Here is a 21080-nt window from a genome sequence, read left to right on the forward strand (position 1 = left end):
CTTGTCGCTTTGCGGGAAACCCAGAACCATTCCTGGTGTTGGAAGTTGACCGCAATCTGCGTGCCCAAGGCGCGTCGGGAGAGGAGAGGTGCTTGTCCTCCGGAGTATCGCGCTTCTGGCCCCTTCTGGGCCTCGCGGCCTGGCTGGCCTCGGCGACCCTGACCCTTCGCGCGCAGCCGGAGAGTGAGGCGGCGCCCGCTGACGCCCCGAACCTGCCCTATCGCGCGACCGTCAAGCCGACGGGCGACGACAATCTCGACCGCGTGCTGCGCCTCGCCTCCGGCCTCATCGCCCTGCAGGAGCGCGCGCCGACCGACGCCGAGGGCGTGATCTCACGCATCGGCGCCGAGCCCGACAAGCTGCGGCCCGCTTTGGAGAGCGAGGGCTACTGGGCCGGCCAGGTGGAGGTCGTGGCGCCCGGCGGCTCGCTCGATCCCGCCGCGCTGACCGCCCAGCCCTCGCCGCTGGCGCTGGAGATCCGCGTGACGCCGGGCCCGCGCTACACCTTCCGCAACATCCGGACGGTCGGCGGCGGCCCTGATGTGGCCGTCACCCCCGGCGAACCGGCCCGGGCCGAGACGGTCATCGCGGCCCAGGAGGCCGCCTGGACCGCCATGCGCGAGGACGGCCGCCCGCTCGCCCGCATCGAACGCTCCGTCACGGTGGACCACGGCGCCCGTGCCATGGACGTCACCTTCACGGAGCAGCCCGGCCCGCGCGCCGCCTTCGCCATGCCCGAGGTCGCCGGCACCGAGCGCGTGGACCCCGAGGTGGTGCGCCGCGTGGCCGCCCTGCGCCTCGCCGAGCGCGGCTACCTGCCGTCCCGCCTCACCCAGGCGCGGGCCGACGTCTCCGCCCTTGGTCCCTTCTCCTCGGTGCGCGTCGACCAGGCCACTTCCCTCGACGCCCGGGGCCGGCTGCCCGTCACCGTCACGGTCCGCGAGCGGCCCTTCCGCGCTATCAGCGCCACGGCCGGCTACGAGACCAATTTCGGCGCGAGGCTCGGGCTCTCCTGGGAGCACCGCAACGTGCTGGGTGGGGCCGAGAACCTGCGCCTGGAGCTCGAGGGCAGCCGGATCGGCAGCGACCTGGACCGGATGAACGCCCGCGCCGCCGTGATCTGGCGGCAGCCGCTGCCGCTCGGCTACAATGGCTCCTTCGTGGGCAGCCTCTCCTATGTGCGCGACCGGCTGGACAGCTACGACCGCGACGCCACCATCATCAGTCTGCTCTACGAGCGCCGGCTGACGGACCGCTGGACGCTCTCCACCGGCCCGGTGGGCGAGGTGGGCCGATCCGCGCCCTCGGAGGCGCCGCTGGAGGCCTATCAGATCGCGGGCTTCACCGGGCAGCTCCGCTACGACAGCACGGACAGCGCGCTGGACCCGCGCCGGGGCATCCGCGCGGTGGGCAGCCTCACGCCCTCCTACGCCTTCACGGAGAGCACGGTCTTCGTGCCGCTGCGGATCTCGGGCTCGACCTATTTCGATCTCTCGGGCGGCGGGCGGACGATCCTGGCGATGCGCGGCGCCTTCGGCAGCCTGCTGAACGGCAGCGCCAGCACGGTGCCGCCGCCCCAGCGCTTCTATGCAGGCGGCGGCGGCTCGGTGCGCGGCTACGACTACCAGTCCATCGGCCCCCGCGATTCCCGCGGCAAGCCGGCCGGCGGCGCGAGCCTGCTGGAGGCCTCGGTCGAGCTGCGGCAGCGCTTCGGCTCCTCCTACGGCGCGGTGGCCTTCGTGGATGCCGGCGCCGTCGGCACCAACGCCGCGGCGCCGACCGACGAGATCCGCATCGGCGCCGGCGTGGGTGCGCGCTACTACACGCCGATCGGGCCGATCCGGGCGGATGTGGCGATCCCGCTGATCCGTCAGCAGGGGAGCGGGTCCTTCGGCTTCTACATCGGCATCGGGCAGGCCTTCTGATGCGCTGGCTCGCGATCCTCCTCGGCGTCCTGATCCTCATCCCGATCCTGCTGATATCAGCGCTGGCGACGCCCTTCGGGCTGAACGCCGTGGCGGGTCTCGCCATGCGCTTCGTGCCGGGGCTGGAGCTGGAGGGCGTCTCGGGACCGCTGCCCGGGCATCTCGCGGCCCGGCGCATCGCCATGCGCGACGCGGAAGGGGCCTGGGTGGAGATCGAGGACATCCGCATCGACCTCGCCTGGCGCGACCTCTTCGACCGCCGCGCCACGCTGACCTCGGTGCATGCCGGCCGCATCGCGCTGCACCGCCCGCCGCCGAGCGATCCGAACGCGCCGCCATCGGAGCCCACGCCGCTCGCGATCCCGAGCCTGCCGCAGCTGCCCGTCGCGATCCGGATCGACGCGCTGGAGGTGGAGCGCATCGAGATCGGCGAGGCGGTGGCGGGGCAGGCGGTGGCGCTATCGCTGCGCGGCTCGCTGTCGCTGGAGGGGCAGCGCCTGCAGACGCAGCTGGCCGTGGCGCGGCTGGACCGGCCCGGCAGCGTCACCGCCGATGTCTCGCTGCAGGATGGGGCACTGGCCGCGCGGGTCGAGGCCTCCGAGCCGGCAGGCGGGCTGGTCGCCGCGCTGGCTGGCCAGCCGGACGCCCCCTTCGACGGGAAGATCGACCTGAACGGCCCGCTCACCGGCGCCGAGTGGAAGCTGACGGCCTCGCTGGGCGAGACCCACGCCGATCTGGGCGGCCGGCTCGCCGTGCAGCCCGACGGCAATGCCGCGCTCACGCTGGACGGCACGGTGCTGCCCGGCCCCTTCGTGCCGGAGGCGAAGCGCGCCCTGGCGGACCGCATCACGCCGAGCCTCGCGCTGCGCCGCGCGCCGGACAACGCCATCACCATCGAGCGCCTGACTGTCGCCCTGCCGGCCGGCCGCGCCGAGGTCAGCGGCACGCTCAGCGCCGCGCAGGCCCTCGCGCTGCGCTTCCGCGTCGATCCTGCGCCGCCCGAGACCTTCGCGGGCCTGCTGCCCGAGGGCACCGGCTGGACCACCTTGTCCCTGGAGGGGGATGTCGGCGGCACGGTGAGCGTGCCCGAGCTCGACCTGCGCGTCTCCGGCACCGGCTTCCGCGGGGCAGGGGCGGTGGACGAGATGCTCGGCCAGGCCGTCGCGCTCACCGCCAGCGTCCGCGGCGCCGACCGTCGGGTGGACGCCACCCTCCAGGCGGAGCGCATCCGCGCCACCGTGCGCGGCCCGGCCGCCAGCCCCTTCGACGTCGCCTTCACCCTGGAGGCGCGCGACCCGCTCTCCGTCCAGGGCACCGTCTCCGCCGAGGGGCGCCTCACCGGCACGGCCGAGGCGCCGCAGGTCGAGGCGCGGCTCCGCACCGAACGCCTCGTCGCCTCGGGGCGGCTGGTGGAGAACCTGGACCTCACCGCGCAGGCCAGCCTGCAGGAGGTGACCGCCCAGGCCACCGGCCAGCTCGACGGCAAGCCGCTGAACCTGGCCCTCCAGGCGGCGCGCGACGACCAGCGCGTGCGGCTGTCGCGGCTGGAGGGCAGCTATGCCGGAATCGCCTTCAACGGCAACGGCGAGGGCGGGCTGCCGACGGGGCCCTTCGACGGCGAGCTGCACCTCGACGCGCCGGATCTCGCGCCGCTCGGCATGGGCCTCGCCGGGCGGCTGACCGTCGATCTCCGGGCGCGCGCCATCCCGGGGGCCACGGGCATGGCCGCCCAGGGCGTCGAGCTGCGCGTGAACGGCACCGGCGTCGGCGTCGGCGCGACCCGAGCCGCGGCGCAGGTGGAGATGACGGGGACGCTGGCCGCGCTCAACTTCCGCCTCGGCGTCACGGCGCCGGCCTATGGGCTCGATCTCGCGGGAAACCTGGGGCAGGAGGGCGCGCTCAACGTCATCACTCTGACCCGGCTGGAGGCGCGCGCCGCGCAGGACGCGCTGCGCCTCGCCGCGCCCGCGCGCATCCTCGTGACGGAGACGGGCGAGCTCACGCTCCAGCCGGCGCGGCTGACCAGCCGGCGCGGCGGCACGCTGGCGCTGAACGGGCAGCTGGCCGGTGGCAACGTGACCGCCCGCGCCGACATCGCCAATGTCCCGCTCGCTCCGCTGAGCGCCGGCCTTGTGACCGGCACCGTCTCGGGCCAGGTTAACGCGGCGGGGCCGAGCGGTGCGCCGCAGGTGGACGCGACCATCCGCGTGGCCGGGCTGCGGGCGGCCGACCCCTCGATGGCCTCCATCCCCGCTGCGAACATCAACGCGACCGCCCGCATGCAGGGCCAGGCCTTCCGCGCCCAGGCGCAGGTGAATGCCGGCCCGAGCGTGCAGCTGAACGTCGAGGCGTCGCAGTCGCGCGGCCTCGGCCCCGCCGCGCCCTTCGAAGCGGCGGTGCGCGGAAGGCTGGACCTCGGCCAGCTCGCGCGGCCCTTCCTGGCCGGCGGCGCCGACCGCTTCGCCGGCCGCGCCCAGCTGGACCTGCGCGCCAGCGGCACCGCGGCCGAGCCGCAGCTGGCCGGGACCATGGTGCTGTCGGAGGGCAGCTATTCCAACCCGCTCTACGGCGTGCGGCTGGACGCGCTGGCGGCCCGGCTGACGGCGCAGGGCCAGCGTCTGGTCATCTCCTCCTTCTCCGGCCGCACGGTCGGCGGCGGCACCATCTCGGCCCAGGGCTGGGTGGAGCCGATGGGCGCCGGCATCCCCGCCGAGATCCGCCTGTCCGCCCATAACGCCCGGCCCGTCACGGGCGAGACCGGCGACGCCACCATCGACGCTGACATCACGCTCCGCGGCCCGCTCACCGACGGCGGCAGCCTCGCCGGCCGCGTCACCATCCAGCGCGCCGAGATCCGCATCCCCGAGACCCTCGGCGGCAGCATCCCCAGCGTCGGGCCCGTGCGTGAGATCGGGCCGCTGCCGCCCGGCCGTCGTCCGCCCCCGCCGCCGCGCCAGGCCGCCGCCCCCGCGCGGCCGGCGCTGCCGATGGCGCTCAACCTCGTGATATCAGCGCCTCGCGCCGTCTTCGTCCGCGGACGCGGGCTGGAGGCGGAGCTGGGCGGCGAGATCACCATCGGCGGCACGGTCGCGGCGCCCGTCCCCTCCGGCGGCCTGCGCATGCGGCGCGGCACCTTCGACCTGATCGGCCGCCAGATCCAGTTCACGCGCGGCAATATCGGCTTCGACACCGGCACCTTCCTGCCCAGCCTCGACTTCCTCGCGACCTCGCGCAGCCGCACGCATACCATCAACCTCACCGTCACCGGCACGCCCGCCGCGCCCGAGATCAAGGTGACCGCCGAGCCCGAGCTGCCGCAGGACGACGCGCTGGCCCGGCTGCTCTTCGACCGCGAGACCAGCCGGCTCTCGCCCTTCGAGCTGGCCGGCATCGCGCAGGCGGTGGCGCAGCTCGCGGGCGTCATGCCGGCGGGCGGCGGCGTGCTCGACCGTCTCCGCAGCGCGGCGGGGCTGGACCGGCTCGGCGTCGGCAGCGACGGCGGCCGCGGCGCCTCGGTCGAGGCCGGCCGCTACGTGGCGCCGGGCGTCTATGTCGGGGTGCAGCAGGGCACCAGCGGCGGCACGCCCGGCGTGGGCGTGCAGGTCGAGCTCACGCCGCGGCTCAGGCTGGACGCGCAGACTTCCACGGGCCCGGGCGGGGACCGGCTCGGCGTCACCTGGGAATACGAATACTGAAGGAACGGCAAATAGCCTGTCATATTGCGGCGCGGCGAATTGCAATCGGTTCGCAATTGAGGCTATCTGCCGGCCGACCCGCCCGGCCGAAGGACCCTCGCCATGCTTCGCGGCTTTCTCACCGCCCTTTTCCTGCTCGCGGGGCTCTCGCCCCTGGCCGCCCGGAACGCGCTGGCGCAGACCGCCTCGCCGCTCCGCGTCGAGCTGAACCGCCTTGAGGTGCGCGAGGGCGCCTGCCGGGTCTGGATGGTGCTGAACAACGGCGGCGGCGAGGCGGTGGACCCGCTGCGGCTCGACCTCGTGATCTTCGGCAAGGACGGCGTGGTATCGCGCCGCCTGGCCGTGGACGCCGGCCCGCTGCCGGCCGGCCGCACCGTGGTGCGCCTCTTCGACCTCACCGGCCAGGGCTGCGACACGGTGGGCAGCGTGCTGCTGAACGACATCCTCGCCTGCGGCAGCCAGGAGGCCGATGCGCGCAACGCCTGCGTCGCCCGGGCCGCGCTGGCCTCCCGCGTGAGCGGCGTGACCTTCGAGAAGTGATCGCCGACGGATGAACCCGGTTCCGCACGACTTCTCGCCCCTCGGCCTGTTCCTCGCGGCCGACCCCGTCGTCAAGGCTGTCATGATCGGCCTCGCGCTGGCCTCCATCGCCTGCTGGGCCGTGATCATCGAGAAGAGCTTCGCCCTCGGCCGGCTGCGGCGCGAGGCGAAGGCCCTGGCCGCCGCCACCGTGAACCCCTCGATCCTGCACGAGGGCGCGGCGGACCTCACCTCCGTCGCGTTGCGCGCGGGCCTGCCGGAATGGCGCATCGGCCAGGGCGCGCAGGAGACGGACGGCGAGTTCCGTGCGCGGCTCGACGGCGCCATGCGCAAGGCCGTGCTGAAGGCCGTGCGCCGCTCCGAGCCCGGGCTGCAGATCCTCGCCACCACCGGCTCGGTCGCACCCTTCGTGGGGCTGTTCGGCACCGTCTGGGGCATCATGAACAGCTTCACCGGCATCGCCGCCAGCAACGACACGAGCCTCGCGGTCGTGGCGCCCGGCATCGCCGAGGCGCTCTTCGCCACCGCGGTCGGCCTGGTCGCCGCCATCCCGGCGGTCATGGCCTACAACCGCTTCGTGGGCGGGCTGACCGGCGCCCGGCAGGAGGCGCTGAGCGCGGCCTCCGACCTCGCGCTGCGCCTCAGCCGCGCCCCGCGCCAGCAGCCGGCCGAGTAGCGCGCCATGGCGATGAGCACCTCGGGCCCGTCCGGCGACGACGACGAGGAGAGCACCGGCACGGCGATGTCCGACATCAACGTCACGCCCTTCGTCGACGTGATGCTGGTGCTGCTCGTCATCTTCATGGTGGCGGCGCCGATGATGATGGTCGGCGTGCCCGTGCAGCTGCCGCGCACCTCCGCCGCCCGCGTGGCGCAGACCGCGCCGCCCGTGGTGGTGAGCGTGAGCCGCGAGGGCCAGGTCTTCCTCCGCTCCGAGCCCGTCGCCGAGGCCGACCTCACCGACCGCATCCGCGCGCTGCGCGAGGCGGAGGCGAACGACGCGCCCGTCTATGTCCGCGGCGACCGCAGCGTTCCCTATGGCGACGTGATGCGCATCATGGGCAAGGTGACGGCGGCCGGCGTCTCGCGCGTCTCGCTCATCGCCGAGGCCGAGCCCTCCGGCCCCGCCGTGCAGGCCCGCTGACCCATGCCCGATTTCTCGGCCCAGCACCTGCTGCCCGAGGAAGCCGTGCTCGTGCGGCAGCAGAGCCATGCGCGCCGCTTCGCCTTGCCGACGGCCGCCGCGATCCTGCTCCACGCGGCCGTGGTCGGCCCGATGGTGTGGTGGACGAATTCCAGGCCGCCCGAGCCGCAATCCGCCGAGATCGAGATCTCGCCTCTGGCGGAATCCGCGCCCTCCGAAGCCTCGGAGCCCACCGAGGTGACCGAGGAGACCCAGGCCGCGCAGCCCGAGGCGGCGCCGGCGGAAACGCCGCCCGAGGCCGCGCCGCCGCCCCCGCCGGACGCGGTGCAGCCGCCCCCGCCCGACAACGCGCCCCCGCCGCCTCCGGACGCGGTGCAGCCTCCGCCGCCGGACAACGCCCCGCCGCCCCCGCCGGACGCCGCCCAGCCCCCGCCGCCGGACAATGCGCCTCCGCCCCCGCCCGAGGCAGTCACCGAGCCGCCGCCACCCGACACGCCTCCGCCCGAGCCCATCGCGCAGACCCCGCTGATCGAGCCGCTGGCCGTCGAGCCCCCGGATTCCGAGGACGTCGTGCCGCCTCCGCCGCCGGAGGAGGCCGTCGAGACGCCGCCGCCTCCACCGCCGCCCCCGCCCACGCCGGACATGGAGACCGTGCGCGCCGTCGCGCCGACGCCGCCTCCACCGCCGCGTCCCCGGCCGGCCGCCCCTCCGCGCCCCGTGCAGCAGGAGGCGCCGCCCGCGGCGGCCGCGCCCGCTCCTGCCGTCTCGGCACCGGCCGCACCGGCCCGGCCGCCCGCAAGCTACATCGGCCTGCTGATGGCCGCGCTGGAGCGTCACAAGGACTACCCGCTCTCGGCGCGCACGCGTCGCGCGGAGGGCACCGTCGTGCTGCGCTTCGCCATGCGGCGCGACGGCACGGTCGCCCACTGGCGCATCGAGCGCGGCTCGGGCCATGAGGATCTCGACCAGGCGGTGGCCACCATGATCCGCCGCGCCTCGCCGCTGCCCGCGCCGCCGGCGGAGATGCCGGGCGACCCGGTGGAGCTGGTCGTTCCGGTGCGCTTCACGCTGAGACCCTGACAGGCAGGGCAACCCCGCAGGGGATCGCGCGTTGGCCAACCACCTCGCCGCGTGCGAGGCGGCGATGGGGTGACCTTACCCGATCGGCATCAACGGCGGAGAAGCTTCATGTCGCTCGGAACCATTCTGATCATCATCCTCATCATCGCCCTGCTGGGCGGGTTCAGCGGCCGCTTCGGCGGCTACGGCTACGGCTTCGGCCATGGCGGCGTCGGCGTGCTGGGTGTTGTGCTGATCATCCTCATCGTGCTCATGGTGATGGGACGAATCTAACCCTTCCTTGGAGGCCCCTTGCCGCACCGCGAACGCCACCGGGTCGATCGGATCGGATGGCTGCGGGCGGCCGTGCTGGGGGCCAATGACGGCATCGTCTCGACGGCGAGCCTGATCGTCGGGGTCGCGGCCGCGGAGGGCTCGCGATCCAGCATCCTCATCGCCGGCTTCGCCGGGCTGGTCGCGGGCGCGACCTCCATGGCGGCCGGCGAATATGTCTCCGTCAGCTCGCAGTCGGACAGCGAGAAGGCCGAGCTGGCCCGCGAGACCCAGGAGCTGCGCGACGACCCCGCCTTCGAGCGCGAGGAGCTGGCGCAGATCTACATGCATCGCGGGCTCGATGCGGCGCTGGCGCGGCAGGTCGCGGACCAGCTGATGGTGAAGGACGCGCTGGGTGCGCATCTGCGCGACGAGCTCGGCATCACCGACCTGACCGCGGCGCAGCCCATCCAGGCGGCGCTGGCCTCGGCGGCGAGCTTCGCGGTGGGCGCGGCCCTGCCGCTGGCGGCGGCGCTGCTCACGCCGATGGGCTTCGTCGGGCCGGTGGTGTCGGTGGCCTCGCTGGGCTTCCTGGCGCTGCTGGGCGCGGTCGGCGCCTGGGCCGGCGGCGCGGACATGCGGTACGCGGCGATGCGCGTGGCCTTCTGGGGCGCGCTCGCCATGGGTCTCACGGCGCTGATCGGGCGGCTCGTCGGCCAGGCGGTTTGATGCCGGTCACGCTCGTCGCGAAGGGGATCCGCCTCGCTGTGCGCCTGACGCCGCGCGCCTTGCGCGAGGGCGTGGATGGGGTGGTGCAGGGGCCGGACGGGCGGCGGATGCTGCAGCTCCGCCTGTCCGCGCCGCCGGTGGATGGGGCGGCGAATGCGGCACTCGTCGCCTTCCTGGCCAAGGCGCTGCGGCTGCGGAAATCCGAGATCGCGATCGTCTCGGGGGAGAAGGCGCGGCTGAAGCTGCTGGAGCTCTCCGGCGATCCCGCGGAGCTTTCGGCCCGGGTGACGGCCTGGATCGCGGACTCGACGTGACGCGGCTCCCGTGCTTTGGGGCGGCGCTCAGCGAGGGAACGGCAACGTGACGGACATCATCATCGACATCGGCGGCGAGCTCTTCCGGGCGGAGTTCGAAGCCAAGGACGCGCCGAAGACTGTCGCGCGCTTCCGCGCGCTGCTGCCCTACCGCGACAGGATCATCCATGTCCGCTGGAGCGGCGAGGCCTGCTGGATCCCGATGGGCGAGCGTGACCTGTCCATCGGCTACGAGAACGCGACGAGTTATCCCGCGCCTGGCCAAGTGATCGTGCATCCCGGCCATGTCAGCGGCGTGAGCGAGACGGAGATCCTGGTGGCCTATGGCCCCTGCTGCTTCGCCAGCAAGGCGGGGCAGCTCGCGGGCAACCACTTTTTGACCATTCGCGACGACCTGGAGCGGCTGGCGAATGTGGGCCGCTCGGTGCTGTGGGATGGCGCGAAGGCGATCGAGTTCCGCGCGGCGTAAGACCGGGGGAGCGATTCACGGCTTCGGGGATCGCGCTCACCCCGCCAATACGGCCTCGGCTTCGTGGACGACCTCCGCGAGCGCGCCCGGCGCGAAGGGCGAGACCAGACCCGCCGACCTCACCAGCTCCTGGAAGGGCGCGGAGCCGCCGCGCTCGCAGAGCGCCACATAGGCATCCAGCGCCGCCTTCGGGTCGTGCAGCGACTTCACCCAGAACTGCAGCGCGCAGCAGAGCGCCAGCGTGTAGTCGATGTAGTAGAAGGGGCTGTTGTAGATGTGGTGCTTGGCCTGCCAGCGGCCACCCTTCGCGAGATAGGCGATATCGCCGTAGTCGGACCACGGCATGTAGCGAGCCTCCAGACGCTGCCAGATCGCGTTGCGCTCCTCCGGCGTGGCATCGGGATTGGCGAAGACTTCGTGCTGGAAGTGATCCACGCAGACGCCGTAGGGCAGGAAGGCCAGCGAGGAGATCAGGTGCATCCGCCGGAAGCGGTCGGCCGCGGTGTCGCCGACCAGCAGGCCCATCTGCGGATGCGTGAGGAACTCGAGGCTCATCGAGTGGATCTCGCAGGCCTCCATGGTCGGCCAGAGCTGATCGACGCCCGGCAGGTTGCGGCTCTCCCAGCACTGGAAGGCGTGGCCCATCTCGTGGGTGAAGACGCCGATGTCGTGATGCGTGCCGTTGAAGTTGGCGAAGATGAAGGGCAGGCCGACGCTCGGGAAGCTCGTGCAGAAGCCGCCGCCGGCCTTGCCCGGACGGTTTTTCAGGTCGAGGAAGCCGCCGGCCGCCATCATCCGGTAGAAGCCTGCGAGGCGCGGGTCCATCCGGTCGAACATGGTCTGCGCGGCGGCGACGAGCGTGTCGTGGTCGCCGATGGGCTTGGGGTTGCCGGCGGGGTCTATGAGCGCCTCGTCCCAGTACATCACCTTGTCCCAGCCGAACTCGGCACGGCGCGCTTCCAGCAGCTTCGCGATGAGCGGCACGACATGCTCGGCCACCTGGTCGCGGTAGCGCGCGACGTCAGCCGGGCCGTAGTCCGTGCGGCGCATGCGGCGATAGGCGAGGGGGATGAAGCTCTCGTCGCCCAGCTTGCGCGCCATGCCGTGCCGTAGCTTCACCAGCGAATCGTAGAGGGAATCGAGCTCGGCGCCGTTCTTCTCGAAGAAGGCCCAGCGCAGGGATTCGGCGCGATGCCGCATGTTGCGATCGGGGCTTTCGGCGTAGGGCGCGAGGCCGGAGAGGTTCACCGTCGCGCCGTCGATCTCGAAGCTCGCCGAGGCCAGGAGCTCGGTGTAAACGGCGGTGAGCTTCGACTCCTCCTCGAGATCGCCGGCGATAGCGGGGTCGAAGGTGGTGATGTCCGTCTGCCAGAGCTTCAGCACATGCGGCGTGACCAGCGCCTCCACGCCGGCGCGATCGGGGTCGTCGATCAGGCGCTTCTTGATCGCGACCTCGTGCTCCGTCGCGACGGGGGCGAGGGCGTCGGCATATTCGCGCGCGGCCTTGGCCTCGGCACTCTTGGTGTCCTGCGCGAAGCGGAGGTGGACCAGCGCGCTCCAGGTGTCGGTGGAGCGGCGCGAGGCATCCCATTCGGCGACCGCCTTGTCGCGAGGGCCGGCATGCAGCAGCTCGGCGACATGCTTCGCCTCGGCGGCCAGGGATTCCGCGGTCGGCCTGGGGGCGGTGATCTCGTCGAAACGCATGCTCAAAACTCCGCCATGAGGCGGCCGAAGCCGTCCAGCTTGTCGTGGATGCCGTTGGCGCGCAGCGCGTGCCACCAGGTGGCCGTGTTGATCGCGACCACCGGCTTGTCGAGGAAGAGCTCGGCGGCGGCCGCGAGGCGCACCATCGAGAGGTTGGTGCCGACCTGGAGGATGGCGTCGACGTCGTCGCCGTCCAGGGCCCGCAGCTCCTTCACGAGGACGGAGGGCGGCACCTCCGCGATGGCCGTCCATCGCGCGCATTGCAACGCACGGTCGCGCACGACGGAAAAGCCCATTTCGGAAAAATAGCTGATGACCTCGGCATTCATGCTGGGCCAGTAGGGCGAGAGGATCGCGATGCGCCGGATCCCGCCATAGGCGTTCAGCGCGGCCGCGCTGGAATGCGAGCCGACGCTGATCTTCACGCCGCTCTCCTCCTCGACGCTGCGCACGAAGCGGTCGGCGCCTTTGACACCGTCGAAGAAGGTGACGGAGCTCATGCCCATCACGAGGTAGTCGGGCTTGGCCGTCATCACGCTGCGCACGGCGTCGAGCGTGTTGTTGCCGATGACCTCCACGCCGGCCCGGAAGGTCTCGTTGCTGACGGCGTCGGCGTCGGGCGTGAAGATGCGGCTGTAATGGGTGGTGACGCCGGCCGGGCGCATCATGTCGAAATCGGGCTGCACCACGGTGTTGGTGGACGGGCCCAGCACGCCGAATTTTTTCCGCCAGCCCAGGATGTCGGGCATCCCCATCGTTCCCCGCGCAATCACCCCCAAGCTGTAGCGGCAGATGCGCCCCGGGTCAGCCCCAGCTCTCCTGCAACTGGCCGCTCCGCCGGGCCGCCACAGGCGCGACCTTCGGCAGTGGCCCCGGCTTCCCGAAGAACCAGCCCTGGCCCAGATGCACGCCGAGGCCGCGCATCATCTCGGCTGCTTCCTTCGTCTCGATGCGCTCGGCCACCACCTTCGCACCGACGGCGACGGAGAGGTCCACCATGGCGGCGACGAAGCTGCGGTCCCTTTCCGTGCGCAGAGCGGCCTCCACGAAGGCACCGTCCACCTTCACGAAATCCACGCGGAAGGCCTTGAGGTAGCGGAAGGCTGCCGCGCCGGCGCCGAAATCGTCCAGGCAGACGGGGATGCCGCGCTCGCGCAGCGCGTCGATGCTGCGGGCGGCGGCGGCCTCGTCCTCGATCTCGGCGCTCTCCGTCAGCTCTACCATGAGGCGCTTCGAGGCCTGGGGGCGGCCGTCCAGAAGCGCCAGGAACTCGGCGCGGAAGGTCCCGCTCTGGATCGAAAGGCCGGAGACATTCACCGCGATCCGCTGCCCGGCGCCGAGGCCACCCGTGTCGGCGGCGGCCGCCTCGGCCACGGCGAGGTCGAGCTCCTCGGTGAGGCCGATGGTCTCCGCCAGCGTCACGAAATCCTGGGGACCCTCGCCCTGGCCGAGCAGCCCCTTTTCCGGCCGCAGCAGCGCCTCGTAGTGATGCACCCGGCGGTCCGCGAGACCCACGATCGGTTGGTAGTCCAGCCGGAAGCGGCGCTGGGCGATGGCGCGGCGGATGTTTCCCGCGCGCTGGGTGATCTGGTGGACGAAGCCGGACAGCCCCTCGGAGAAGCCCGCGCCCTCCAGCCGCTCGCGGCCGCCGCGCGTGAAGGTGGCGAGCCCGTGGCGCAGCGCGCGCACGGCCTGGAGCGGCGAGAGCGCGCCGGCATCGAGCGGCAGCACCGAGCCACTGATGGAGCCCCCCGGGGCCAGCAGCGATTCCAGCCGCTCGGTGACGGCGGCGAGATCGAGCCCCGTGTCGCCGAGGGCCGGCAGCAGGCCGAAGCGCCCCGGGCCCAGCTCGGCCGTGAGCGCCGCGGGGCCGACGCGGGTGGCGATGGCGGCATGGAGGTCCGGCGCCAGCAGGCCGGAAACCTCGATCAGCCCGAGCTGCGTCGGCGGCCCACCTTTGCGCAGCCGCGCCTCGGCGTCGCGCAGCAGGGCGCCGGGCGTCGGCAGGCACGGTCCGGGATCGAGCGCCAGCGGCAGCGGCCCGAGCGAGAGGCAGAGCCGCGGCGCCTCGCCCGGCAGGGCCAGGTGCAGGCCGGAGATGACGAATTCCGTTTGCTCGCGATTGGCGAGCCGCAGCACGGTCGGGCTCAGTCGGCCGCGCTCGGGGAGCAGGGCCAGGCTGGCGGAGAAGCGCAGGCGGTCCGCAGGCGCGACGAGATCGGCGACATCAAGGCCGAGGAAGGCCTCCGGCGCGTCGCCGAAGCGCAGGCGGAAGGCGCCGGCGGCGAAGACGATGCTACCGTCCAGGTCGGCCTCGATCAGAAGGTCGGCGGCGGCGAAGGCAAAGGCGACGAAGCGTTCGCGCTCGCCGAGCGGGCGCAGGGTGGGGGATTCGTCGCGCGCCTCTCCGTCATCCCGCATGAATCGCCTCCGAACATTCGGGGCCATTCTGCCAGCGCTCGGTGAACGACCGGTTAAGGCCCGCCGGGCGCAGCCAGCGGCACGCCGGACACCTGCACCAGCCAGGCGAGTCTTTGCCGCTGCGCCGCGCGCGAATGCAGCCTGGCCGCCTTCTCCGCCGCCTCGCCGTCGCGCGCGCGCAGCGCGGCGAGCAGCGCGAGGTGCTCGGCATGCGCCTGCTCGGCGCGGCCACCGATCGTCAGCAGCGAGGGCAGCAGCGCCATGGTGGCCGAGAGCTGCTCCAGGCTGCGCAGCAGGTAGCGGTTGTGCGCGGCGAGGTAGAGAAGCCCGTGCAGCCGCTGGTTCACCGCGGCCAGCTTCGGCGCATCGGCGAAGATCGTGGGCTCTCCCGCCACCAGCTCCTCCATGGCGGAGATCTCGGTCTCGCTGGCGTGCTGCGCGGCCAGCCGGGCAGCGGCGCCTTCCAGGATCTCGCGCATCACGTAGAGCTCGACCATCTGGCCGTGGTCCGGCCGCGTGACGGAGAGACCGCGTCGCGGCTCATGCGTCAGCAGCCCCTCGGCCTCGAGTTTGGCGATGGCCTGGCGGATCGGCGTGCGCGAGACACCGAAGCGGGCGGCGAGATCGGTTTCGGTGAGGCGCACGCCCGGCGGCAGCGTGCCGTCGCGGATGGCTTCGCGCACCCGCGCATAGGCCTCGTGGCCGCGTCCGAGCTGGGCAGGGCTGTCCATGCCTCAGCCTACCCTGTCTGGACATGTTCGGATACAGCCGGATACAACCGAGAGCGCAACGGGAGTGAACAGGCGGTGGACTTTCGCCGGATCTATGACGTGCTGGTGGTGGGCGGCGGCAATGCCGCGCTCTGCGCCGCCATCACCGCGGCGCAGGCGGGCGCCAGCGTGGTCGTCGCCGAGCACGCGCCCCGGCCCATGCGGGGCGGCAACAGCCGGCACACGCGCAACCTCCGCGCGCTGCATCCCAAGCCCACGGGCGTGCTCACCGAGAGCTACCTGGAGGAGGAATACTGGGACGACCTGCTGCGCGTGACCGGCGGCCGCACCAACGAGGACCTCGCGCGCATGACCATCCGCGCCAGCCAGCACGCGCCGGGCTTCCTCGCGGATTGCGGCGTGGTCTTCCAGCCGAGCCTGTCCGGCACGCTGTCGCTCTCGCGCACCAACGCCTTCTTCCTGGGCGGCGGGAAGGCACTGGTGAACGCGCTCTACCGCACGGCGGAGAAGCTCGGCATCAACATCCTCTACGACACCGAGGTGCAGCACATCGAGGTGAAGGACGGCTTCGCGACCGAGGCCATCGTCTCCTGGCGCGGCTTCCCGGAGCGCATCCGCTTCAAGGCGGTGGTGGCCTCGGCCGGCGGCTTCCAGGCCAATCGCGAATGGCTGCGCGAATACTGGGGCGACGCCGCCGACAACTTCCAGATCCGCGGCACGCCCTATGCCCAGGGGACCATCCTGAAGGACCTGCTGGCGGGCGGCATCCAGGAGGTCGGCGATCCCACCCAGTTCCATGCCGTCGCCAACGACGCCCGGGCGCCGATGGTCGATGGCGGGCTGGCGATGCGGCTCGACTGCGTACCGTTCTCGATCGTCGTGAATCGCGACGTCGAGCGCTTCTACGACGAGGGCGAGGACGTCTGGCCCAAGCGCTATGCCATCTGGGGCCGCCTCATCGCGCAGCAGCCCGGGCAGCGCGCCTTCGCCGTCACCGACAGCAAGGCGCTGCACAACTATCTCCCCAGTGTCTTCCCGCCGGAAAAGGCGGACAGCGTCGCGGAGCTCGCGGGTAAGCTCGGGATCGATGCGCAGAAACTGCAGGCGGTGGTGGACGAGTACAACGCCGCCGTGCAGCCCGGCACCTTCCACGGCAACAAGCTCGACGACTGCCGCACCGACGGGCTGGAGATCGAGAAGACCCATTGGGCGCGCCGCATCGACACGCCGCCCTTCTACGGCCATCCGCTGGCGCCCGGCATCACCTTCACCTTCCTCGGCGTGAAGGTGAACGACCGCGCGCAGGTGATGATGGCGGACGGCAAGCCCAGCGGGAACCTCTTCGCCTCCGGCGAGATCATGGCCGGCAATATCCTGGGGCAGGGCTATCTCGCCGGCTTCGGCATGACCATCGGAACCGTCTTCGGACGCCTCGCCGGCGAGGGGGCCGCGAAATATGTCAGGAACTGAGTCCGAGGCCATTGTCGAGGCCCGGCGGCAGATGGAGATCTGCAACGCCTGCCGCTACTGTGAGGGGTATTGCGCCGTCTTCCCCGCGATGACGCTCCGGCGCGAGTTCACGACGGGCGATCTCACGCATCTCGCGAACCTCTGCCATTCCTGCAAGGGCTGCTACCATTCCTGCCAGTACGCGCCGCCGCATGCCTTCGGCGTGAACATCCCCGCGACTTTCGCGGACATCCGCAACGAATCCTATGCCGAATACGCCTGGCCCGCGCCGATGGGCCGGGCCTTCGAGCGCAACGGCACCATCGTCACCGCGATGGCCGTGCTGGCCGTGACGCTGGTGCTGGTCCTCACCATGGCACTGCAGGACCCCGCGATCCTCTACACCGCGCAGACCGGCACCGGCGCCTTCTTCCGCGTGATCCCCTACTGGCTGATGACGGGCATGGCCGGCCTCTCCTTCGGCTACGCGATCGTGGCGATGACCGTGGGCGCGGTGCGCTACTGGCGCGGCACGGCGCCGGGGAAGGGCCAGAAGCCCATCACGCCGCAGCCCGTCGCGACGGCGGCCGTGGACATCCTCACGCTGCGCAACCTCGGCGGCGGCGGGCATGGCTGCAACGACCTCGACGACAGCTTCGCGCAGACGCGGCGCTGGTTTCATCAATCGATGTTCTACGGCTTCATGCTCTGCTTTGCCGCCACGACGGTCGGCGCCTTCTACCACCACCTCCTCGGCTGGAAGTCGCCGCATGCCTTCCTCAGCCTGCCGGTGCAACTCGGCACCTGGGGCGGCGTGCTGCTCGCGATCGGGACCGTCGGCCTGCTCTGGGTGAAGACGGTCACCGATCCCGGACCCGTGGCGAAGCGCTGGCTGGGCGGCGAATACGCCATGCTCGGCCTGCTCTTCCTGGTCGCCGTGACGGGGCTGCTGCTGCTGGTCGTGCGGCACACGGGCGCGATGGGCGTGATGCTCGCCATCCATCTCGGCCTCGTGCTCGGGCTCTTTCTCATCCTGCCCTACAGCAAGATGGTGCACGGCGTGTATCGCGGCCTCGCGCTGCTGCGGAACGCGCAGGAGAAGCGCGTCTGAGGCTCCTGGACAGGCGCGGAAACCCTCCCCATCCTCCGTTCAAACCGAGGATGGAACGACCATGATCCAGCGCCGCGCCGCTTTCGCGCTCCTGGCCACGCCCGCCGTGGCCCAGGCCCAGGGCTTTCCGGCGCGCTCGATCCGCCTCGTCATCCCCTTCACCGCCGGCGGCAGCAACGACATCGTGGGCCGCATCCTGGCCGAGGCCATGGGCGCGCGCCTGGGCCAGCCGATCGTCATCGAGAACCGCGGCGGGGCAGGGGGGCTGCTCGGCAACGACGTCGTCGCGAAGGCGCCGGCCGACGGCTACACCTTGCTGCTGGCCGGCAGCGGCAGCTTCGTGATCTCGAGCCTCACCGTGCCGCGCGTGCCTTATGACGTGGCGAACGGCTTTTCCGCCATCGGCCTCCTCGGCGCTGGACCCAACGTCATCGCGGTGAATCCTGGGCTGCCGGTCCGCAACCTCGCCGAGCTGCGCGACTTCGCCCGCGCCCATGCGCCGATCACCTTCGGCACGCCGGGCGCCGGCACTACGGCGCATGCGCTGGGCGCGATGATCGCGCTCACCCTCGATTTCCCGATCGAGTTCGTCCACTACCGTGGCACGGCGCCGGCGCTGACCGACGTGGTCGCCGGCCGGGTGCAGATGATCACCAATGCCGCAGCGCCCTTCCTGCCCTTCCTCGCGGCCGGACGGCTGCGCGCGCTGGCCATCGCGGGGCGGCAGCGCGCCTCCATCCTGCCGGACCTCTCGACCTCGGTGGAGCAGGGCTTTCCCGACATCGAGAGCGCCACCTGGTACGGCCTGCTGGCGCCGGCCGGCACGCCGCAGGAGGCGATCGCGCGCATGCACGCCGCGATGAACGCCTCGCTGGAGGATCCCGCCGTGCGCGCCCGCATGGTGGAGAACGGCGTGGAGATCGAGACGAGCCCCACGCCGGACGATTTCGCGAAGTTCCTGGTGACCGAGCGCGAGCGCTGGGGTGCCGTGGTGCGCCGGGCGAATCTGCGCGCCGAATAGCCAGGGGGCGTCGGCTTGCGCGGCAGCTCCGTCAGAGCCGCCTGCTCCTCCTCCGTCGGCGCCGCGTGCTGCGCGAGCGGCGGCATGCGGCCGGACCTTCGAGCTGACCGGGCCGCGGCTGCTGGGCTTCCCCCGACGCCATGGCCGAGATCGGCCGCGCGGTCCGCCACACGCGGCTGGCGCCGGACGAATTCGCGGACCGGCTCGGAGGCCGGTCTACCGCTGGAGAGCCGGGCTCACTCATCCAAGTACCGGACGGCCGCGACGCCTGTGTAACGGGCGACGTCGAGCACCTGCTCGGCCGTCCGCCGCGCCGCTTCGGCACCTTCCTCCGCGATGCGGTCGCCGCCGACGCCGGGGGTGACGGCATCGCGCCGGCCGGGATGCGTGCCGAAAAGCAGGCCCACGAAAACACTTCGTCACTTTACGTGGGAAATTTTCCCACATACCTCGGTGCCGTGCATATCCCCACGGAGCCTGTCATGGAGAATCCAGCGAATTCCCTTCGCCAGCGTCGGCGCCCATGCTGACCGCGGTCTGGCGACTGTTCTACCTGGGGCGGCGGGCTCTCCTGCTCGTGGTCTTCTACCTCGTGCCCGTGAGCCTGCAGCGGCTGCGGCTCGGCCTGTCGCGCCGCTCGCATGTGCTGGACCTCCAGGCGGGACGGCTGCGCCATGCGGGCCGGAACTGGGCGATCCTCGTCGTCTGGCAGCCCGACGAGTGGCCCTGGTTTCTCGACGTGCTGGTCGACGCCATGGCACGGCGGGGGATCAACCTGCTCCTCGTCGCCAATGCGCTGCCGCAGGGCGCGATGGCCGAGCACCTGCTCGACCGCTGCGCCGGGCTGATGCGGCGCGACAACCAAGGCTTCGACTTCGGCGGCTTCCGCGACGGCTGCATGCATCTCATGGAGCAGGAGGATCCGCAGCGCGTCCTCTTCGCCAATGACAGCATTCTCTACTACCCGGAGGGCCTCGACCACCTGCTGGCGCGCCTGCTGCCCGCGGCGGGCGGCGCGGATGTGATCTCCACCTTCGAGAACCGGGAATACCAATTCCACTTCCAGTCCTTCCTGTTCTCCGTCTCCGCCCAGCTCCTGCGCAGCGCGATCGTCCAGGACTACTGGCGCCGCTACGTGCCGGTCTCGAACCGCCGCTGGTGCATCCTGCGTGGCGAGATCGGCTTCTCGCGCTGCCTGCTGCGCGCCGGCCGCAGCTTCGAGGTGATCGCCTCCGGCGTGGCGCTGGCCCAGGCCTTGCTGCCCATGGATCCGCAGGAGCTGCTCGCCCTGCGCGGCGACGCGACCGGGGAGCTGCGCAAGGAATGGGACGCGCTGCAGCCTCTGGTCGAGCGCGCTTCGATGCCTGGTCCCGGCCATGAGGCCGCGCAGGACACCCTGGTCATGGAGGTGGTCGCCCTCTGCCAGAAGCGGTCGCCGCCGCATTGCGCGCCCTTCCTCTATGCGAGGCTTCTCGGCATCCGCGTGCTGAAGCGCGACCTGGTCTGGCGCGACCGCTACAGCCTGACCGAGATCGAATGGAGCCTGCGCCGCAGCGGCCTCGAGGAGAGGCTCGACGAGGTGATGGCCGGCTTCCGCCGGCGGGGCAGGGGTGCCCAGCTCCGCGGCGTGCAGCGCGCCCGCTACGACATCGGGGTGATCTGATGGCCCATATCCGCACCTTCGACGCCGCGATGCCCCAGCGGCGGGCCCGCGGCCGCGAGGATCTCCGGGAAGGGCTCGCGCGCTGGCGGCTGGCCTGGGCGCTGGCACGCGGCGACATCACGCATCGCTACCGGGGCTCGGTGCTGGGGCCGCTCTGGCTGACCGTCTCCACGGCCGTGATGCTGCTGGCGCTCGGCTTCCTCTACGCGAAGCTCTTCCGCCTCGATGTCGCCGACTACCTGCCCTGGCTCGCGGTGAGCCTGATCGTCTGGAACATCCTGGCGCAGGTCGCGGCCGAGGCCTGCACGACGCTGACGAGCGCGGAGGGAATCCTGCGGCAGATGCCGCTGCCCTACAGCGTGCAGGCGCTGCGCACGGTGATGCGGAGCGCTGTCGTCGCGGCGCACAACCTGCCGCTGATCCTGGCGGTCTTCGCGGTCTTCGGCATCGCGCCGGGCTGGGGGATGCTGGCCGCCCTCCCGGGCCTCGCTTTGCTGGCGGTGGACACCTTCTGGGCCTCGATGCTGCTGGGCATGGTCTGCGCGCGCTTCCGCGACATCCCGCCTATTGTGGCCTCGGTCATGCAGCTCGCCTTCTTCGTCACGCCGGTGATGTGGAAGCCGGAGCTGGTGCGGGGCTGGGCGGCCTGGCTGCCGCTGAACCCGTTCTTCGCCATGATGGAGACGGTGCGCGCGCCGCTCCTGGGGATGGGCGTGCCCTGGGCCGCCTGGGCCACGGCGCTGCTCTACAGCCTTCTGCTCTGGGCGATCGCCCAGGCCTTCTTCACCCGCTTCCGCGGCCGCGTGGCCTTCTGGGTGTGAGGGACATCACG

20 protein-coding genes are annotated in these 21080 nt (G+C 72.0%); 15 read left to right on the forward strand and 5 right to left on the reverse strand.

What is annotated here, in order from left to right; translation table 11 throughout:
• The first annotated feature begins 92 nt into the window (after nucleotides 1-92).
• From AC1ROY_RS23030 to AC1ROY_RS23075, 10 genes are all read left to right on the forward strand, one after another.
• Nucleotides 93-1925, forward strand: coding sequence for an autotransporter assembly complex protein TamA (locus AC1ROY_RS23030; protein WP_493151237.1), 1833 nt, complete (start codon nucleotides 93-95; stop codon nucleotides 1923-1925).
• On the forward strand, nucleotides 1925-5620 hold the full coding sequence (locus AC1ROY_RS23035) for a translocation/assembly module TamB domain-containing protein (protein ID WP_493151238.1): 3696 nt from the start codon (nucleotides 1925-1927) through the stop codon (nucleotides 5618-5620). Before AC1ROY_RS23030 ends, AC1ROY_RS23035 begins: the two co-directional genes overlap by 1 nt.
• Before the next feature lie 102 nt (nucleotides 5621-5722).
• Nucleotides 5723-6160, forward strand: a complete 438-nt coding sequence (locus AC1ROY_RS23040; RefSeq protein WP_493151239.1) for a Tat pathway signal protein — start codon at nucleotides 5723-5725, stop codon at nucleotides 6158-6160.
• Nucleotides 6161-6170: 10 nt separating this feature from the next.
• A complete protein-coding gene (locus AC1ROY_RS23045; protein ID WP_493151240.1) occupies nucleotides 6171-6836 on the forward strand; it encodes a MotA/TolQ/ExbB proton channel family protein in 666 nt (221 codons plus the stop codon).
• Between the two features lie 6 nt (nucleotides 6837-6842).
• Entirely contained in the window at nucleotides 6843-7304 is a 462-nt protein-coding gene (tolR, locus tag AC1ROY_RS23050) for a protein TolR (protein WP_493151241.1), read from the forward strand.
• Between the two features lie 3 nt (nucleotides 7305-7307).
• Nucleotides 7308-8384, forward strand: coding sequence for an energy transducer TonB family protein (locus AC1ROY_RS23055; RefSeq protein WP_493151242.1), 1077 nt, complete (start codon nucleotides 7308-7310; stop codon nucleotides 8382-8384).
• 108 nt (nucleotides 8385-8492) lie between these two features.
• Nucleotides 8493-8657: a DUF3309 family protein gene (locus tag AC1ROY_RS23060; RefSeq protein ID WP_131546881.1), complete on the forward strand. Its 165-nt coding sequence runs from the start codon at nucleotides 8493-8495 to the stop codon at nucleotides 8655-8657.
• A gap of 18 nt (nucleotides 8658-8675) precedes the next feature.
• The gene (locus AC1ROY_RS23065; RefSeq protein ID WP_493151243.1) at nucleotides 8676-9365 is read left to right on the forward strand and encodes a VIT1/CCC1 transporter family protein; all 690 of its coding nucleotides are present in this window, start codon (nucleotides 8676-8678) and stop codon (nucleotides 9363-9365) included.
• Complete coding sequence (locus AC1ROY_RS23070) at nucleotides 9365-9679, forward strand: DUF167 domain-containing protein (protein ID WP_493151244.1); 315 nt, start codon at nucleotides 9365-9367, stop codon at nucleotides 9677-9679. The genes AC1ROY_RS23065 and AC1ROY_RS23070 overlap by 1 nt, the downstream gene beginning before the upstream one ends.
• Before the next feature lie 46 nt (nucleotides 9680-9725).
• Nucleotides 9726-10148 (forward strand): DUF3830 family protein, encoded by a 423-nt coding sequence (locus AC1ROY_RS23075; protein ID WP_493151245.1) that lies wholly within the window; start codon nucleotides 9726-9728, stop codon nucleotides 10146-10148.
• Nucleotides 10149-10184: 36 nt separating this feature from the next.
• Here AC1ROY_RS23075 and AC1ROY_RS23080 read toward each other — a convergent pair whose 3' ends face one another.
• From AC1ROY_RS23080 to AC1ROY_RS23095, 4 genes are read right to left on the reverse strand one after another with little or no spacing between them, the layout of a single operon-like run.
• Entirely contained in the window at nucleotides 10185-11852 is a 1668-nt protein-coding gene (locus tag AC1ROY_RS23080) for a M3 family oligoendopeptidase (protein ID WP_493151246.1), read from the reverse strand.
• Nucleotides 11853-11854: 2 nt separating this feature from the next.
• The gene (locus AC1ROY_RS23085; RefSeq protein WP_493151247.1) at nucleotides 11855-12601 is read right to left on the reverse strand and encodes a maleate cis-trans isomerase family protein; all 747 of its coding nucleotides are present in this window, start codon (nucleotides 12599-12601) and stop codon (nucleotides 11855-11857) included.
• A 55-nt stretch (nucleotides 12602-12656) separates the two neighbouring features.
• The gene (locus AC1ROY_RS23090; protein ID WP_493151248.1) at nucleotides 12657-14273 is read right to left on the reverse strand and encodes an EAL domain-containing protein; all 1617 of its coding nucleotides are present in this window, start codon (nucleotides 14271-14273) and stop codon (nucleotides 12657-12659) included.
• A 53-nt stretch (nucleotides 14274-14326) separates the two neighbouring features.
• Nucleotides 14327-15004, reverse strand: coding sequence for a GntR family transcriptional regulator (locus tag AC1ROY_RS23095; RefSeq protein WP_493151249.1), 678 nt, complete (start codon nucleotides 15002-15004; stop codon nucleotides 14327-14329).
• Nucleotides 15005-15079: 75 nt separating this feature from the next.
• Here AC1ROY_RS23095 and tcuA point away from each other — a divergent pair, with 75 nt between their 5' ends.
• From tcuA to AC1ROY_RS23110, 3 genes are all read left to right on the forward strand, one after another.
• Nucleotides 15080-16474 carry an FAD-dependent tricarballylate dehydrogenase TcuA gene (gene tcuA, locus AC1ROY_RS23100; protein ID WP_493151250.1) on the forward strand — a complete coding sequence of 465 codons (1395 nt, stop codon included), beginning with the start codon at nucleotides 15080-15082 and terminating at the stop codon, nucleotides 16472-16474.
• Complete coding sequence (gene tcuB / locus AC1ROY_RS23105) at nucleotides 16461-17564, forward strand: tricarballylate utilization 4Fe-4S protein TcuB (protein WP_493151251.1); 1104 nt, start codon at nucleotides 16461-16463, stop codon at nucleotides 17562-17564. Before tcuA ends, tcuB begins: the two co-directional genes overlap by 14 nt.
• A 61-nt stretch (nucleotides 17565-17625) precedes the next feature.
• Complete coding sequence (locus tag AC1ROY_RS23110) at nucleotides 17626-18585, forward strand: Bug family tripartite tricarboxylate transporter substrate binding protein (RefSeq protein WP_493151252.1); 960 nt, start codon at nucleotides 17626-17628, stop codon at nucleotides 18583-18585.
• A 236-nt stretch (nucleotides 18586-18821) separates the two neighbouring features.
• On the opposite strand, the gene AC1ROY_RS23115 is transcribed toward AC1ROY_RS23110, so the two are convergent.
• The gene (locus tag AC1ROY_RS23115; RefSeq protein WP_493151253.1) at nucleotides 18822-18992 is read right to left on the reverse strand and encodes a hypothetical protein; all 171 of its coding nucleotides are present in this window, start codon (nucleotides 18990-18992) and stop codon (nucleotides 18822-18824) included.
• 116 nt (nucleotides 18993-19108) lie between these two features.
• Here AC1ROY_RS23115 and AC1ROY_RS23120 point away from each other — a divergent pair, with 116 nt between their 5' ends.
• Complete coding sequence (locus AC1ROY_RS23120) at nucleotides 19109-20248, forward strand: hypothetical protein (protein ID WP_493151254.1); 1140 nt, start codon at nucleotides 19109-19111, stop codon at nucleotides 20246-20248.
• On the forward strand, nucleotides 20248-21069 hold the full coding sequence (locus tag AC1ROY_RS23125) for an ABC transporter permease (RefSeq protein ID WP_493151255.1): 822 nt from the start codon (nucleotides 20248-20250) through the stop codon (nucleotides 21067-21069). The genes AC1ROY_RS23120 and AC1ROY_RS23125 overlap by 1 nt, the downstream gene beginning before the upstream one ends.
• Nucleotides 21070-21080: the final 11 nt, after the last annotated feature.

The organism is Roseococcus sp. GW821-FHT12F05 (genome assembly GCF_058806835.1).

Excerpts from the sequence above, each read along its gene's own strand:
- AC1ROY_RS23035 (WP_493151238.1), top strand. The coding sequence starts at position 1,925 with ATGCGCTGGCTCGCGATCCTCCTCGGCGTCCTGATCCTCATCCCGATC.
- AC1ROY_RS23040 (WP_493151239.1), top strand. The coding sequence starts at position 5,723 with ATGCTTCGCGGCTTTCTCACCGCCCTTTTCCTGCTCGCGGGGCTCTCG.
- AC1ROY_RS23045 (WP_493151240.1), top strand. The coding sequence starts at position 6,171 with ATGAACCCGGTTCCGCACGACTTCTCGCCCCTCGGCCTGTTCCTCGCG.
- tolR (WP_493151241.1), top strand. The coding sequence starts at position 6,843 with ATGGCGATGAGCACCTCGGGCCCGTCCGGCGACGACGACGAGGAGAGC.
- AC1ROY_RS23055 (WP_493151242.1), top strand. The coding sequence starts at position 7,308 with ATGCCCGATTTCTCGGCCCAGCACCTGCTGCCCGAGGAAGCCGTGCTC.
- AC1ROY_RS23060 (WP_131546881.1), top strand. The coding sequence starts at position 8,493 with ATGTCGCTCGGAACCATTCTGATCATCATCCTCATCATCGCCCTGCTG.
- AC1ROY_RS23070 (WP_493151244.1), top strand. The coding sequence starts at position 9,365 with ATGCCGGTCACGCTCGTCGCGAAGGGGATCCGCCTCGCTGTGCGCCTG.
- AC1ROY_RS23080 (WP_493151246.1), bottom strand. The coding sequence starts at position 11,852 with ATGCGTTTCGACGAGATCACCGCCCCCAGGCCGACCGCGGAATCCCTG.
- AC1ROY_RS23085 (WP_493151247.1), bottom strand. The coding sequence starts at position 12,601 with ATGCCCGACATCCTGGGCTGGCGGAAAAAATTCGGCGTGCTGGGCCCG.
- AC1ROY_RS23090 (WP_493151248.1), bottom strand. The coding sequence starts at position 14,273 with ATGCGGGATGACGGAGAGGCGCGCGACGAATCCCCCACCCTGCGCCCG.
- AC1ROY_RS23095 (WP_493151249.1), bottom strand. The coding sequence starts at position 15,004 with ATGGACAGCCCTGCCCAGCTCGGACGCGGCCACGAGGCCTATGCGCGG.
- tcuB (WP_493151251.1), top strand. The coding sequence starts at position 16,461 with ATGTCAGGAACTGAGTCCGAGGCCATTGTCGAGGCCCGGCGGCAGATG.
- AC1ROY_RS23110 (WP_493151252.1), top strand. The coding sequence starts at position 17,626 with ATGATCCAGCGCCGCGCCGCTTTCGCGCTCCTGGCCACGCCCGCCGTG.
- AC1ROY_RS23120 (WP_493151254.1), top strand. The coding sequence starts at position 19,109 with ATGCTGACCGCGGTCTGGCGACTGTTCTACCTGGGGCGGCGGGCTCTC.
- AC1ROY_RS23125 (WP_493151255.1), top strand. The coding sequence starts at position 20,248 with ATGGCCCATATCCGCACCTTCGACGCCGCGATGCCCCAGCGGCGGGCC.